This is a genomic window from Streptomyces tyrfis (genome assembly GCF_037034285.1).
In the GTDB taxonomy this organism is placed as follows: Bacteria; Actinomycetota; Actinomycetes; order Streptomycetales; family Streptomycetaceae; genus Streptomyces.
On the sequence record NZ_JBAGJZ010000016.1, the window covers coordinates 13,517 to 28,195 of the forward strand.

Consider the following 14,679-nt stretch of genomic DNA (forward strand, 5'->3'; position numbering starts at 1 on the left):
GGATACAATGGGGCTCGTCTCCCATCCTTCTCCGCGACGGACAGCAGGTGGCGCATGCGACCGTCCTCCTACAAGGCCGTCGTCCATGAGTTCGCCGCAGCCATCCGCTCCGGCGCGCTCCCGGCCGGCACCCGGCTCCCGACGCACCGCGCTCTCGCGCGCGAGCGGCGGATCGCGCTGGCCACGGCCACCCGCGTCTACGCCGAACTGGCCGATCTGGGCCTGGTGGTGGGAGAGCCCGGCCGGGGAACGTTCGTCCGGGTGCGCTCGGGCTACGACGGGCTCGAACCATCACGCACTCTGCCGGTGCCCCGGGTGGCGGACCTGTCGTTCAACCAGCCCCTGGCCCCCGGGCAGGCCGACCAGCTGCGGCAGGCCCTGCGCACGATGGCGACGTCGGGAGACGTGGAGGCGCTGCTGCGCCAGCACCCGCCGGGCGGACATCGCCACGACCGGGCGATCGTGGCGACCTACCTGCTGGGGCGGGGAATCGACACAGTGCCGCACAACGTCCTGCTGACGAGCGGGACCCAGCAGGCGCTCGACGTCGTGCTGCGCACTCTCACCCGGCCCGGTGACGTCCTCGCCGTCGACGCGCTCACCTACCCGGGCATCAAGCTGCTCGCCTCGGCACACGACCTCGACCTGGCCCCCGTCCCCGTCACGGCCACGGGACCGGACCTCGACGCGCTCGATCAGCTGTGCCGCACCCGGCCCGTCCGCGCGATCTACACGATCCCGACCCTGCACAACCCGCTGGGCTGGGTGCTCGACCGGGAGCAGCGCGACCGGCTGGTCGCCCTCGCCCGCTCGCACGACTGCCTGATCATCGAGGACGGCACCTACGCGTTCCTCGAACCCTCGCCGCCGCCACCGCTCCAGGCCCTCGCGCCCGAACGCACCTTCTACGTCGCCGGACTGTCCAAGAACGTGGCCCCCGGCCTGCGCTTCGGCTTCGCCGTCCTGCCCGACCGCCATCTGGAGCCGGCCACGAGCCGCCTTCGTACCGCGGCCTGGGGTGCCCCGGGCGTCGTCACCGCACTCGCCGCCGGCTGGATCGCCGACGGAACGGTCGCCCGCCTGGAGAAGGACCGCCGCGAGGACGCGGCCGCCCGGCAGGCCATCGCCCGCGCCGCGCTCGCCGGCATGGACATCACGGCTCACCCGGTCTCATACATCGTGTGGCTCGGCCTGAAGTCGCACCAGCGCCCCGATCACGTCGCGACCGTGCTCGCGGAGAAGGGGATCCTGGTGTCGACCGCGGACGCCTTCACGACCGGACCCCACCGTCCCCGAGCGCTCCGTCTCGCCCTGGCCACACCGTCCCGGGACGAGCTCGGGGCCGCGTTGCGCTGCCTGAAGGACACGATCGACGCCGTCCCCCCATGACACGGCTCCGAAGTCCCGGCCCGGACACAGCAGCGGAGTACGGAAGATCACGTGCTCTTGCCGGGCTTGCGTACCGGCGGGACGGGCATGTTCGGGACGGGCACGTTCGGGTCGGGCACCTCGGCGGGTTCGGGAGCGCGAGGCGGAAGCCGGCGCTTCGGTGCTGGAACCTTGCCCTCGCCGGTGCGGCACGGCGAGCCTGCCGGCGCTGCGCAGGTGGACATCGGCGGGGCCCGGCGGCCACGCGTCGCCGCAGCCGTCAGCGACCCACGCGGCGGCGAGCCGAACGCGACTCGCGAAGCGCGTGACATCGGGCGGTCGTCGGCAGCCCGGCCCGGGAACGGGGGCTCAGGACGGCTCCACGAAGCGAGCCCCCGGCCCCGGCGTACGCGCGATCTCCGACGACGGCAGATGCGCGTGGCCGGCAGCGCACTCCAGAACGACGCGCACCGGCTCGTCGCAGTGCTCACCGTCGTCGGCTCCACGATGGCGCACCACCACCGACGGCCCCTCGGGGTCGGCGAGGTACTTGTCGCCCCACTCCAACAACGCCACCAGCGTCGGCCGCAAGTCGAGCCCACGCGGGGTGAGTCGGTACTCGTAGCGCTGTCGCGCGCCCGGTTTCTGATAGGGGATGCGCTCCAGCACACCGGCCTCGACCAGGCCGTCGAGCCGGGCGGCGAGCAGGTTGCTGGCGATGCCGAGGCGGCTGCGGAAGTCGCTGAACCGGGTCGCGCCGTCGACGGCCTCGCGGATGATCAGCAGCGACCAGCGTTCCCCGACGACCGACAGCGCCCGCGCCACTGAGCAGTTGGCGGGGTCGATCCGTTGTGTCTGCCGCATGCGGTCCACCCTACACAGACTGGATTGACAATCTCAATCCAGCTTGCCTACCATCCGAACCGCCTAGGTTTAAAAGATAAACTAAGGAGGCTTGGGCGCCATGCCGATGCTGGACGTGTACATCCCCGAGGGCACCTTCCCCTTCGACCGGGAGAGGGCCTTGATGAACCGGATCACCGAGATCCTCATCCGCCACGAGGGCTTCGACCCCGCCGACCCGACCACACGCTCGGCCTCCTGGGTGTTCCTGCACCGCCCGGCCGCCGTCTACGTCGGCGGCACGCCCGCGGAAGCGCCCCACTACAAGGTGGTCCCCTCCGTCCCGGAGGGCCAACTGGACCGCGGCAAGCGCGCCGGCATCGTCCGCGAGGTCACTGAGGCGATCCTGGACGCCGAGGCCGGCGCGTGGCCACGCGACCCCGGCCGAATCTGGGTCTTCCCCACCGAGATCCCCGAAGGTCACTGGGGCTCGTTCGGCGAGATCAGGCCGTTGCGACGCATCATCAGCCGGCTGACCGGCGACGACGCCGAGAAGACGGCGAGGCTCGCCGCCGAACGCATCGCCGCCAGCCGCGTCGAGCACACCCGGATCCCGGGGACCGCACGCTGACCTCGACATCGTCACCAGGGCGAAAGCCGTCCTCGTGACCGCTGTCCGGGCCGGCGCCCGACCGTGCCGGAGGTCGCCCGGAAGGGCCGTTCCGCAGGCGGACCGTTCCGCGCGGCGCTCGGTGGCGCCCGTCGGGCGGGGAGGCGCGTGCGCCGGCCGGCGGGCATCGTGCGCCGACCGAGGCACCGCGGCCCGTCCCGCCCCGGCGACCAGTCGACGACCGCGCCGGAGGGCGCTCTGCGCCCCGCACGTCCCGCGCCCGACGGAGCCGTACGAGCCATCAGCCGGCCATCACCAGTCCGCTCGAAGGCGGCCGACCGGGCGAGGTCAGGGGCGCCAGTCGAAGGGAAAGTGCTTGCTGGATCCCCCGCGGTATTCGTGGGAGAAGTCGAAACCCTCCGCGTGGTCGCTCTCGACGACGCCCCAGGTGGCGATCTGGCCGGGGCCGACCTCGGCGCCCGGGGCGTTGATCAGCTGGACGCGGCGGGAGGGATCGGCGGTGGGGCCGCTGAGGGCGGTCGCGCCGACGGAGACCGTGTCGGCGACACGGGCCCGCCAGTACGAGAGGTCCTCGGCGGCGTCGAAGTGGACCGGCGCGTACCGCACCTCGCGCAGTTCGCTGATGAGCGAGCCGAACTGGCCCGGCCAGCCGCCGACATGACCGGCGAATATCCGCTCCAGCGCGCCACGCTGGGCCTGGTCGCCCTGGGCGTCGATGTAGAGCATCACCTTCATCGTGGCATCCGGGTCGCCGACCCACATGTTCCCGGCGAACTCGCCGAGCGCCACCACGCCCAGGCCGTCCAGTCGGACGTCCCCGAAGTGCCCTTCGTGAACCTGCCAGACGAGCGTGAAAAGGCAGCCCCCATGGGTCGGCGTCTGGGCGAACGTGCAGGGGCAGGGCAGCGCACAGCTGCACACGTCGAACCACTCGCCCCGTAGGTGCCAGTCGGGCAGCGTGCCGTCGCTCGTGCCCGCCCGGACGACGGGGACGTCTTGTGATGCGGCGGAAGTGGTGCACATAGCAGTTTCCCTCCAAATCACTTGTACCCCTAGGGGGTATCTCCGCGAAGAGGCTAGGCCTCGACGCACCCGCACGTCAACTACCCCCCTGGGGTATACGATCGGCCGGGTTGCCCGGTCTCTGCGGCCGGCGGCGTCGCTGCGGGCGCAGGACACCAGGTGGCCGCGCTCGACTCGGCGGCAGTGCGGTGCGGGTGGTGGCCGCTACCTGTCGCGGCGACGGCGGAACGTCGCGCGGTACTCCCCCGGCCGCCGGCCCGTGTGTCTGGCGAAGATGCCGCTGAACGTCCCGGGGTCGAGGTATCCGACGTCGGCGGCGATGCCTGCGACGGTCTTGTCGGTCGTCTCCAGCAGGTGCCTGGCTCGACGCACCCGGACCGTCTGCAGATACGCGAGTGGCGTCTCGCCGGCTTCGTCGCGGAAACGACGGAGCATGGTTCTCGTGCTCACGTGGAACTGCCGGGCGAGGGCGGGCAGGTCATAGCGAGCGCCGAGGTTCTGGTCGAGCCACCGCTTGACGCCGAGCGAGAAATCCCCGCCCGCGGTGGGCACGAGTCGCGAGTCGACATAGGGGGCCTGCGTGGAGCGTGCGTCGTCGACGAGCGCGATGCGCGCGGTGCTGCGGGCGACGCGGGGGCCGTCGTGTTCGCGGATGAGCTGCAGCGCGAAGTCGTACATGGCACTGAAGGCCGCTGTGGTCGTCACGCCCCGGTCGGTCACCACCAAGCGTTCCGGGCGGAGGCGCACATCGGGGTACCGGCGGGCGAACCGGTCCGCGAACAACCAGGACGTGGTCGCTTCGCGACCGCCGAGCAGCCCGGCTTCGGCGACCAGGAAGGCTCCCACGCAGATCGACACGACAGCGGTCCCCGAGGCCGCCTGCGATCGAATCGACGCTGTTTCCGGTCCCAGATTCGCGAGTGTCGCGTCCGGATCGAGCGTGGGCGAGAGCTCGAAGCCCGGCACGATCAGGACGTCCACCGGGCGAACCGCCGAGACGTCGAGGGCCGAACCGCCGGACGCGGTCACACGCCGCCGGGGTGAGACGACCGAGGCCTCGTAGGCCGGCCGGACCTGCCCGTTCGCCGCGGCGACGTGAGCGGCCATCGTCAGGAGGTCGGGGACTCCGAACACCTCCGACGCGAAGCAGCCGGGGTAGGCCAGCACCCCCACTCGCAGCGGACTCATACGGCCCCTCCAGCGCCTTGACCGGATGGCGATATTACCGGGTTGCATGGCGATGTCGCCGCTTCTCCGAAGGGCGGCCACTCGTCATCATCTCGGTCATGACCATCATGCGCGGGCAGAACGACCCGCTGGACGACTTCTCACGACGGACCGTCAGCGTCAGTGGCGTCGACAAGACGGTGTATGTCGCCGGGGCAGGGCCGGCTGTCGTCCTCATGCCCGAGATGCCGGGTATCAGTCCCGACGTCGCCCGGTTCTCGCGTTGGGTCCGCGATGCCGGCTTCTCCGTGTACCTGCCCTCTCTTTTCGGCGTCGACGGTGCGTACCCGCTCGCCGAGGCGCAGGAGACCGTCGTTCGACGCGCCTGTGTCAGCGCCGAGTTCCGAGCGTTCGCCGGTGGCGGCACCAGCCCCGTCGTCGCCTGGTTGCGCGGCCTCGCTCGGCTGGCGCACGCCGAGCGCGGCGGGCCGGGCGTCGGCGCCGTCGGTCTGTGTTTCACCGGCAACTTCGCCCTGACCATGGCGCTCGAACCCGCTGTCATCGCCCCGGTGGTGAACCATCCGTCGCTTCCGCTCGACGACGCCGGCGCTCTGGAGATCAGCGACGAGGACGCCGCCGCCGTGGCCGAACGCGTGGCGCGAGACGGGTTGAAGGTTCTCGCCTACCGCTTCGACGACGACAGGTGGTGCACTGGCCAACGGTTCGCGGCCTACCGGGCACTGCTCGGGGACGCGTTCGACGGCCGCGTGCTCAACGCCGGGACGGCGAACACGAACCCACCGCCCTTCTTCCGTGACGTCGTCGGGTGCGCCCACAGCGTCGTCACGGCGCACCTCGTCGACCAGGACGGTCATCCCACCGTGCAGGCCCGGAACGAGATCATCGCGTTCCTGGGCGAACGGCTCGGGACACGGCGGGAATGATCCCCGCGCGGTCCGTCCCCGGCTCTCCCGGCCGGAGTCGGCACCGGCGGGCGAAGGTCCGCCGGGGCTCGGCCGGCCGGTACGGCGCATCGCCTCCTCCGCGCGGGCCGCAGAAGGGGTGCGGTGGCCCGAAGATGCGGTGGCGCGGTGTCGCTGTTGAGACATGTCGCAACGGCGACACCGGGACGCCGTGACAGCCCTTCCGGCTCTGTCGGATCCTTTCGGACAGCGCGTATCCAGTCGTGTCGAAGGAAGGGTTGGAAAAATGAGACGTGCCCGCCTCTTGGCGGCAGCACCGACCGCCTTGCTGCTGACCGCGGGCGCCGTGGCGCCGGTCTCCGCCGAGTCCGCTGCGCCGGGCGGCCCCGTCCGCTCGGCCTCGGCCGAACCGGGAGCCACGGTGCGGCTGATCACGGGTGACCGGGTGACCGTCAGCGCCGGTCCGGGCGGCAAGCAGGTCGCCTCCGTTCAGCCGGGCCCCGGCCGCGAGAACATCGTCTTCCGGACCACGGAGGAGGACGGCGCCCTGTCCGTCCTGCCGTCCGACGCCATCACCCCGCTCTTCACGGGAAAGCTCGACCGGCGGCTCTTCGACGTCACCGGGCTCCTCGCGCAGGGCTACGACGAGGCGCGCACCGACGCCCTCCCGCTGATCGTCTCCCGGCCGCACGGCGAACCGGTCTCCGCCCTCGACTCCCTGGCCGCGCTGAACGACGGCTCGGCCCCCACGCGCCGGTTGGACAGCATCGACGCCCGTTCGCTGCACATCGGCGACAAGGATCTCGGCCGATTCTGGAAGCGACTCGCCCACGGCTCCGGCAAGTCGCCCTCCGCCCTCGACGCCACCGCCGCCACCGTATGGCTGGACGGGCGGGTGAGCCCGACGCTCGACCGGAGCACGGCGCAGATCAACGCGCCCGCCGCGTGGGACGCCGGCTACCAGGGCCAGGGGGTCAAGGTGGCCGTCCTGGACACCGGCGCGGACCTCGACCACCCGGATCTGGCCGGTCGGGCCGCGGCCGCGAAGGACTTCTCCGGGAGCGCCGGGACCAATGACGCCTTCGGGCACGGCACCCATGTCGCGTCCACGGTCGGGGGCACCGGAGCGGCCTCCGGCGGAAGGCGCAAGGGCGTGGCGCCCCGGTCGGAGCTGATGATCGGCAAGGTCCTCGGGGACGACGGCTACGGCAGCGAGTCCGCCGTGATCGACGGCATGGAATGGGCGGTGGCCGGCGGCGCCCGGGTCGTCAACATGAGCTTGGGCTCGGACGCGCCCAGCGACGGCACCGACCCGATGAGCCTCGCGGTGAACGGGCTGACGAAGAGCAGCGGCGCCCTGTTCGTGGTGGCCGCCGGAAACAACGGCGAGCAGGGAAGCCAGACCATCGGCTCGCCCGGAGCAGCCGACGCGGCGCTCACCGTGGGCGCCGTCGACCGCGACGACTCGCCGGCCCCCTTCTCCAGTCGCGGGCCGCGGCTGACCGACAGGGTGGCCAAGCCCGACGTCACCGCGCCCGGCGTCGGCATCGTGGCCGCCCGCGCCGCGGGGACCACCATGGGCGACCCGGTGGACGCCGACCACATCGCGTCCTCCGGGACGTCCATGGCCACCCCCCATGTCGCCGGGGCCGCGGCGCTGCTCGCCCAGCAGCATCCGGACTGGGACGCCGTGCGCCTCAAGGACGCTCTGGTGAGCACGGCCCACCTGACGCCCGGCGCGCAGGTCACCGAGCAGGGCGGCGGCCGCGTCGACCTGGCGGCCGCGGCCCTCGGGCCGGTCACCGCGACCGGCGCCGTGACGCTCGGCTCCTTCGTGACGGGCGGCACCGCCGAGCGGGCCGGGAACACCACCGTCCGGTACACCAACACCTCCGGCTCCGAGCTCACCCTCGGACTGACGCTCCGGCTCGCCACCACCGGCGGGCGCGAGATCGCGAAGGGCGCGGTACGGCTCGGCGCCGACTCGGTGCGCCTCGCCCCCTCCGCCACGGCCGAGGTGTCCCTGCGGGTCGATCCCTCGCTCCTCGAACGGGGCGACTACTACGGATACGTGACCGCCTCCACCGCCGACGGCAGGACGAACGTCCACACCACGGTGGGCCTTTCGGTCCACGGCCCCAAGCACCGGATCACCGTGAACGTCATCGACCGCGAGGGCAAACCCGTCGACGACCTGCCGACGATCTGGGGCGCCGACGGGTTCGAGAGCTATCTCAGCACCGGTCCGGCCGTCGCCGAGGTCGAGGAGGGCACCTACCAGCTCAGCCACTCCTCGCTCGACGACGCCGCGGACGGCCAGGAGCTGCGCGAGGTCGTCCTGCCCGAGGTGAAGGTCACCAGGGACATGTCCGTCACTCTGGACGCGCGCAAGACCACCCAGGTGGAGATCCGTACCCCCCGGCCCGCCGAACAGCGCGGCATCATCAGCTATCAGACGTACCGTCAGCTGGACGGTCACAGCCTGACCCAGGGCACGATGTACTTCGACGTGGCCAAGCGGCTCTACGTCAGCCCCACGGCGAAGGTCACCGAGGGACGTTTCGAGTTCGCCTCCCGCTGGCAGCTCGTCGCTCCGCTGCTGGAGGCGGAGGTCCCCGGATCGCCGCTCTCGCTCAGCCCGTACTACACGCACGACTCCTCGCTGTTCAGCCCGAAGGGCGCCCGGCTGACCGCCGTGGACGCGGGAACCCACTCCGCCCCTGATCTGCGCCGCGTGCGCGGCAGGCTCGCGGTCGTCAGGAGCGACGGCACCGACGCGACGGAACTCGCCCGGGCGGCGGCCGCCGCCGGCGCCGGCGGCCTCATGCTCGTCCATCCCCCGGGCGGCTATCCCTGGAGCCGTTGGACCCCGGACGGCGAACGCCTCCCCCTGCCCACCATGGGGGTGAGCGCGGCCGAGGGCGGCGCCCTGCTGGAACGCGTCGCGCGCCGCGGGACAGCGGTGGCGTTCTCCGGCACCGCCAAAAGCCCGTACCTGTACGACGTGATGCAGGTGTCCGCGGACCGCGTCCCCGAACGCGTCGTGCACACCGTCTCGGACCGCGACAGTGCCGTCGTCGAGTCCACGTACGCCGAGAGCGGCGGCGTTCCCTGGGCGAGTGAGCAGCGCTTCGGCAGCCGCCCCTACCAGAACTTCTTCTGGAACCAGTACAGCCGGTACGTGCCCACCGGTGCGCGGCGCACCGAGTATGTCAGCGCCGGCGACACCCAGTGGCTGCACGTGGTGAACGACGGACTCGTCTTCTACGTCGACACGCCGCTGACGGTCGGAATGCGCGACTTCCTGCGGACCTACCGACCCGGCAGGCAGCCTGCCGAGAAGTGGTTCGGGGCCGTGGTGCGGCCGTCCGTCCCGCGCGGGACCACGACGCCGTCCGTGCGCTCCCGCGACGTTCTGGCCCTCCGGGTCCCCGAGTTCAACGACTCCGGTGCGGGTCACTGGTCGCAGGCCCTGACCGGTGGTTTCGGCTCGGCCGACGAGGGGGCCGAGGGCGACACCGTCTCCGTCGCCCTGTTCCGTGACGGCAAGAAGATCGCCGACGCCACGGACGCCTGGGAGGACTTCGAGGTGGCGCCCGGGAAGGCCGACTACCGGCTGGACCTGTCGGCCTCCCGTGTCTCCCCCCAGTGGAGATTCGGCACGCGGACGCAGACCTCCTGGTCCTTCCGTTCGGACACCGCCGCCGGGAGGACGGTGCTGCCGCTGCTCCAGATCGACTACGACGTGCCGGTCGACGAACACAACGCCGTGACGGCGCGGCGCGGTCACACGGTCGGTCTGGCCGTCCGCAACCAGGACGGTCTGCCCGCGCCGCGCGGCGTCTCCGTCCAGGTCGCGGTCTCCTACGACGACGGCAGGACGTGGACGAAGGAGGTCGAGGTCCGGAACCACGGCCGAAACCGCTTCACCGCCGCCGTCGGACGGCCGGGCCGGACCCACGGCGACACGTTCGTGACGCTGCGGGTCACGGCAACCGACGGGGCCGGGAACAAGGTCCGGCAGACCGTGGAGCGCGCGTACGCGATCGGCGGGTAAGGACCGGGCGCGGGCCCCGGGAGCCGAAGGCGCGGCGGGCGCGGAGGTGGCCAACTCCTCCGCGCCCGCCGCCTTTTCCTTCCGGTCCGGACATGTCCGGGGCGTATAGTGCGGTTGTCCGCAAGCGGTTGCCCCCGGCAAGTCCCTGTCACCGGGCGCTTCCACCAGGCCGTTCCGTCGCTCGCCGCACGTTCGGCAGGGGGCGGAGAGGATCACGATGCTGGAAGCAGTGGGGCTCACCCAGGCCGAGGAAACCGTGTACCGGCTGCTCGTCACCCTGCTCACCGCCTCCGCGGACCACATCGCGGAGCAGACCGGTCTGACGGCGGCGGAGGTCGAGCGGGTCCTGGCGGCGCTCACGGCGAAGGGACTGGTCAGCGCGACGGACCGGGCGCCCCGCAGTTTCGCGGCCACTCCCCCGGACGTCGCCCTGCTGCCGCATCTCCAGAAGCGGTCCGACGCCCTGGACCACGCCCGTGTGGCGGTCAGCGATCTGCTGGAGACCTACCGGCGCACCCGGCGCCGGCGGGACCCCGACCAGCTCATCGAAGTGATCACCGGCGCCAAGGCGTTGCGCCAGCACCTGCGCCGGATACAGGACGACACGCGTCACGAGATGTTGTGGTTCTGCAAGGCCCAGTACGTGGCCATGCCCTCGGGGAGCAACGAGGCCGAGTACGACGCCCTGGCGCGCGGGGTGCGCTACCGCGTCCTGTACGAGCGGGCGTTCTTCGACGACTCGGGTGCCGTCGGCAACGTGGTGCGGGGCATGCGGGCGGGAGAGACGGCCCGCGCGGTCCCGCACCTCCCGCTGCGGCTGGCGGTCGCCGACCGGGCCATCGCGATCTGCCCCCTGGTCCCCGGCGGGCCGAGCGGCAGCGCCGAGGAGCCCACCACCGCCCTGGTCCGCGGCAGCAGTCTGCTGGAGGCGCTGGTCGCCCTGTTCGAACGCTACTGGGAGGACGCGGTGCCGCTCCATGTGAGCGAGTCCGGAACGGTCAGCGGCACCGACGGTACGCCCAGCAACCACGAACTGTCCGCGACGGACCGCCAGTTGCTGTCGCTCCTCGTCGCCGGCGTCACGGACAAGGCCATAGCCAGTCAGATGCGGCTCAGCAGGCGGACCGTGCAGCGGCGCGTCCAGTCGATGATGGCCCTCGCGGGAGCCACTACGCGGATGCAGCTGGCCTGGCAGGCCGCCCGGCGGAACTGGATGTAGCGACGACTCGGGGCCTTCCCCGGCGGCCGGGCCGACCCCTGCCGCCACCGTCCGGAAGGACGGGCGTACGGCCGTCGCGACGGGCGGCGCCGGCCAGTGGGTCACCCTGACCTCCTGATCGAGGCGGCCGCCGACCCCAGAGGCCGGACCGACGGCCGAGGGGAGGACGGACAGCGCAGAAGACCGCCGGGCGACCGCGCGGACGGGCGGCGCCACCGCGATGAACAGGCATCGGCGAAGAGGACACCGTCCGGCGAGGGCACCGGGGCGGGTGGGACCACCCCGGTGCCGACGGCCCAGCTCCGCCGCGGTGGCGGCGCGTGTCAGCGAACCGTCACGTTGAAGACCGGCGAGGCCGTGGTGCCGCTGACGATGCGCAGGTCGTTCCTGCCCTTCAGCCCGAGCTTGACGCCGAGCGAGTAGGAGCCGTCCCGCAAGGTGTTCGTGGACGCGGGCAGGCTGACCCACTTGCCGTGCTGCTTCTGCTGAAGGGTCACCTTGCTGCCCGTCTTGAGACCGGTGGTCCGGCCCGTGACCCGGAACAGTTCCCAGGCGCGGACGGAGGACGTCGACGGCTCGGCCGTGATGCCGGCCTTGGCGGGCACGGCCTGCGGCGCGACCACCGGGGTTGCGGTGTGCGCGGCCGGCCCGGCCGCCATCGCGGTGCCCGTGAGGGCGAGGGAGGCCGCGCCGAGGACACCGACGACGGCTGTGCGCAGGGAGCGCCGCTTCGAGACCATCACAGTTCTGCCCCTTCCATGGTGAGAACAGCGTTTCGCGCCCAAGGGCACCTACATGCCGATTGGCGCGGTCACTAGAAACGACGGCACGACGGGGGCAGGCGTTCACCGGGGTTTTGTCGCTGTCTTGTAACAGCCGAGCGGGGCCGGTGGAGACGGCTGCCGTCCGCAAGAACCTCGGCACTTCCGTTCGAGCGCCCGCCATTTCGTTCGAGCACTGCCGCCCGGCCGTGCTCCAGGACCTCGTATCCGTCCCGCGCACGGTCGGCCGGCGTGAACGGACGCGGAAGGAGCCGTTCGGTGCGCGGGCGCGGACCCGGGTGGCGCCTTGAGTTGTGACGCCATGTCTTCGTGGTGCTGTGTCCGCGTCCTGATCCGCGGTCGGGGTGAGGGCCCGTCGGTCCCGCCCGGTGGCGAGGAGGCCGAGGGAGCATTGTCAGTGGGTCGTTCTACTGTGCCGGCTATGCCTGATGACCTGTGGAACGGTGGCCCGCGGACTCGACCCACGACCGCGGACGAGCGGTCGCCGGATGCAGGGCTCCCGATCGTGTCGTGGGAGCCCGGGGCGCGGAGGAGGGCGGCCGGGTACGGGGCCACCGGCTCCCCGTTCATTCCCTGTTCCGCCGCCGGACTCGACGACGGGGCCGAGGAGAGGCACTTCACCGGGGACTTCGAGACGCATCTGACGCTGCGTCCGCGCCTCGGGGAAGAAGGGCCGTTGCTTCGCTGGGCGGAGCGCAACGGGGTGAAGTACTCCCGAATCGTCCTGGATCGAGGGAAGACGCCGGACCAGCCGATGCTCACCGCCTCCGGCCGTGGCACTCTCGCCCTGCAACGGACCGCCGCCGGCGGATACGTGAGACGGCTGCGTGGTGAGGGCTTCGAGGTCGTGCGCGTGAAGATCGAGGCCGCGCCGTGGAACGAGGACGTGCCGCAGACGCCCCGGGAGGCCGCACGGCTCCCACCGCACTGCTACTTCGAGCACCACGTGAAGCTGGTGTTGGCCGATTCCGATCAGGTGGAAGTGGTGCGGACCCTGTGCAGGCCGCACGCGGCGCATGTCTCCCGCAATGCCCGCCGTCCCCTCGCCGGGAGCCGCCACGAGCGCTTTGTCACACAGCGGTGTCGAATGGTCGGCCGTCCTGCTGCTCGCGCGCGGCTGGACGCGCTGCTGGCGTCGCTCGCCGACGCGGGGTTCGCGGCTGTGGAGGTCGAGGAGGAGTTCGTGGTGCACGATGACAACCTCGCCATGGACACGGGCTGGATAGTCGCGGACGGGAGCGGAGCCGCATGACGAACGGCGATCGGAATCGCCCGGCTCCTTTGGCGCCGAAGAGTGCGTTCGAGGACCGGGAGCCCCTGCGGGATGAGTTCGACCGTCGGTCGCGCGCCGGGGAGCCGGAGTTCGCGGACCCGTCACAGGCCGCGCGCTGGCGGACCGCCCGCCGGGCGGCGATCGATCACGTGCTCGCCCTGATCGCCGGATCCTGGTGGAGCGACGGTCTGGTGTTGCGGGGCAGTCTGCCGCTCCAGGCATGGGTCGGCGAGCGGGCCCGGGAGCCGGCCGATCTCGACTGGGTGGTTGATCGAGACATGCTCAACGAGGGCTGGCAGTACGGAAACCTCATCGACCTGATCCGCAGCCGGCCCGCAGTGGTGGACGCGCTGGAGCCCGCGGACGACGCGCACGGCATTCATGGAACCTGGGTTGTGAGGCACGCGTCCGCGGACCTGGACCGGCTGCTGGAGGCCGCTTCGACGGACGAGGAAGCCGAATCGCTGTACATGGACCTGCTCGAACAGATCAGGCAGCGGCCCAAGGCCCCGGGCGGCGTGATTCTCGACGCCGATCAGGCCTACGCGGAGTCGAGCGGCGGAGGCTGGTTCTACCACGGGCCCGGGTTGCGGCTGGAAGTGCCCTGGCGGGCCCCCGGGTTGCCGGCGGGCCGGATACGCGTGGACTTCGCCACCGACGACATGTCCTTCGACCCGCCGGAGTTCACCGCCTTGCCGGTCGGCTGCGACGAGCCGCCCGCAGTGGTCCGGACGGCGAGCCGGGCCCTGTCGCTCGCCTGGAAGATCCTCTGGCTGCAAGTCGAGTCCGAGGAGGACGGCGGCGCCCAGGGCAAGGACCTCTACGACGCCGTCCTTCTGGCCGAGGACCGCCGTACCAGGCTGTCCGCAAGCCTTCTCGAAAACGTCCTGTCCGGCGGTCACGGGCACATCGACGGGAAGGGGTTCCGCCCGGACCGGGTGCGCCAATGGCCCGTGGCGTGGGGCCGGTTCCAAGCCGAGTACCCCTGGATACAGGGCAGCGCGGAGGACTGGTTGTCCCGATTGTCCGGGGCGCTCACTTCGATGTTCGCGGGGGCGGCCCCCACAACGGCCGGTATCGAGGCAGGCGACTCGGTGACCATCAGCGGCGGTCCGTTCGCCACCCTCCAGGCGACTGTCACCGAGGTCAGCCCCCGCTCGAAGAGGGTCAGCGTCCTGGTCCACGCCTTCCACCGGGCGACCCCGGTCGACCTGTCCTTCGACCACGTGCGGAAGAACTGAGGAGCGGCGGCGAGCGCGGGCCGAGTGCGGCCGTGCGGGAGCCATTGGAGTGCGGCGCCCCCAGGGGCCCGGGAGCGCCGGCGCGGTTCGCGGCGCCGCCGGACCGTGGGTGTCGTGGTCCGGCGGCGCCGCCTCCGCCTCATGCTCCTCGT

The 14,679-nt window shown here is 71.9% G+C and carries 11 protein-coding genes; 7 read left to right on the top strand and 4 right to left on the bottom strand.

The window, feature by feature from the left end:
• Positions 1-54: 54 nt before the first annotated feature.
• The gene (locus tag WA762_RS14700) at positions 55-1,389 is read left to right on the top strand and encodes an aminotransferase-like domain-containing protein (protein ID WP_335936099.1); all 1,335 of its coding nucleotides are present in this window, start codon (positions 55-57) and stop codon (positions 1,387-1,389) included.
• Between the two features lie 348 nt (positions 1,390-1,737).
• Here WA762_RS14700 and WA762_RS14705 read toward each other — a convergent pair whose 3' ends face one another.
• Positions 1,738-2,232 carry a winged helix-turn-helix transcriptional regulator gene (locus tag WA762_RS14705; RefSeq protein ID WP_335936100.1) on the bottom strand — a complete coding sequence of 165 codons (495 nt, stop codon included), beginning with the start codon at positions 2,230-2,232 and terminating at the stop codon, positions 1,738-1,740.
• A 100-nt stretch (positions 2,233-2,332) separates the two neighbouring features.
• Between WA762_RS14705 and WA762_RS14710 the strand changes: the two genes are divergently transcribed.
• Entirely contained in the window at positions 2,333-2,842 is a 510-nt protein-coding gene (locus tag WA762_RS14710) for a tautomerase family protein (protein ID WP_335936101.1), read from the top strand.
• Positions 2,843-3,169: 327 nt separating this feature from the next.
• Here WA762_RS14710 and WA762_RS14715 read toward each other — a convergent pair whose 3' ends face one another.
• Positions 3,170-3,865: a DUF1326 domain-containing protein gene (locus WA762_RS14715; RefSeq protein WP_335936102.1), complete on the bottom strand. Its 696-nt coding sequence runs from the start codon at positions 3,863-3,865 to the stop codon at positions 3,170-3,172.
• Positions 3,866-4,069: 204 nt separating this feature from the next.
• On the bottom strand, positions 4,070-5,053 hold the full coding sequence (locus WA762_RS14720) for a GlxA family transcriptional regulator (protein WP_335936103.1): 984 nt from the start codon (positions 5,051-5,053) through the stop codon (positions 4,070-4,072).
• Between the two features lie 17 nt (positions 5,054-5,070).
• On the opposite strand from WA762_RS14720, the gene WA762_RS14725 reads away from it, so the two are divergent.
• The 3 genes from WA762_RS14725 to WA762_RS14735 all read left to right on the top strand — a co-directional run bounded on the left by WA762_RS14725 (position 5,071) and on the right by WA762_RS14735 (position 11,231).
• Entirely contained in the window at positions 5,071-5,976 is a 906-nt protein-coding gene (locus WA762_RS14725) for a dienelactone hydrolase family protein (RefSeq protein ID WP_335936104.1), read from the top strand.
• Between the two features lie 265 nt (positions 5,977-6,241).
• Positions 6,242-10,012 (top strand): S8 family serine peptidase, encoded by a 3,771-nt coding sequence (locus WA762_RS14730; RefSeq protein ID WP_335936105.1) that lies wholly within the window; start codon positions 6,242-6,244, stop codon positions 10,010-10,012.
• A 217-nt stretch (positions 10,013-10,229) separates the two neighbouring features.
• The gene (locus tag WA762_RS14735) at positions 10,230-11,231 is read left to right on the top strand and encodes a helix-turn-helix domain-containing protein (RefSeq protein ID WP_335936106.1); all 1,002 of its coding nucleotides are present in this window, start codon (positions 10,230-10,232) and stop codon (positions 11,229-11,231) included.
• 323 nt (positions 11,232-11,554) lie between these two features.
• On the opposite strand, the gene WA762_RS14740 is transcribed toward WA762_RS14735, so the two are convergent.
• A complete protein-coding gene (locus WA762_RS14740) occupies positions 11,555-11,971 on the bottom strand; it encodes a hypothetical protein (RefSeq protein WP_335936107.1) in 417 nt (138 codons plus the stop codon).
• Positions 11,972-12,434: 463 nt separating this feature from the next.
• Between WA762_RS14740 and WA762_RS14745 the strand changes: the two genes are divergently transcribed.
• Together WA762_RS14745 and WA762_RS14750 are read left to right on the top strand one after the other, a co-directional pair.
• Complete coding sequence (locus WA762_RS14745) at positions 12,435-13,265, top strand: hypothetical protein (RefSeq protein ID WP_335936108.1); 831 nt, start codon at positions 12,435-12,437, stop codon at positions 13,263-13,265.
• Positions 13,266-13,294: 29 nt separating this feature from the next.
• Complete coding sequence (locus tag WA762_RS14750; protein ID WP_335936109.1) at positions 13,295-14,527, top strand: nucleotidyl transferase AbiEii/AbiGii toxin family protein; 1,233 nt, start codon at positions 13,295-13,297, stop codon at positions 14,525-14,527.
• The last annotated feature ends 152 nt before the right edge of the window (positions 14,528-14,679 follow it).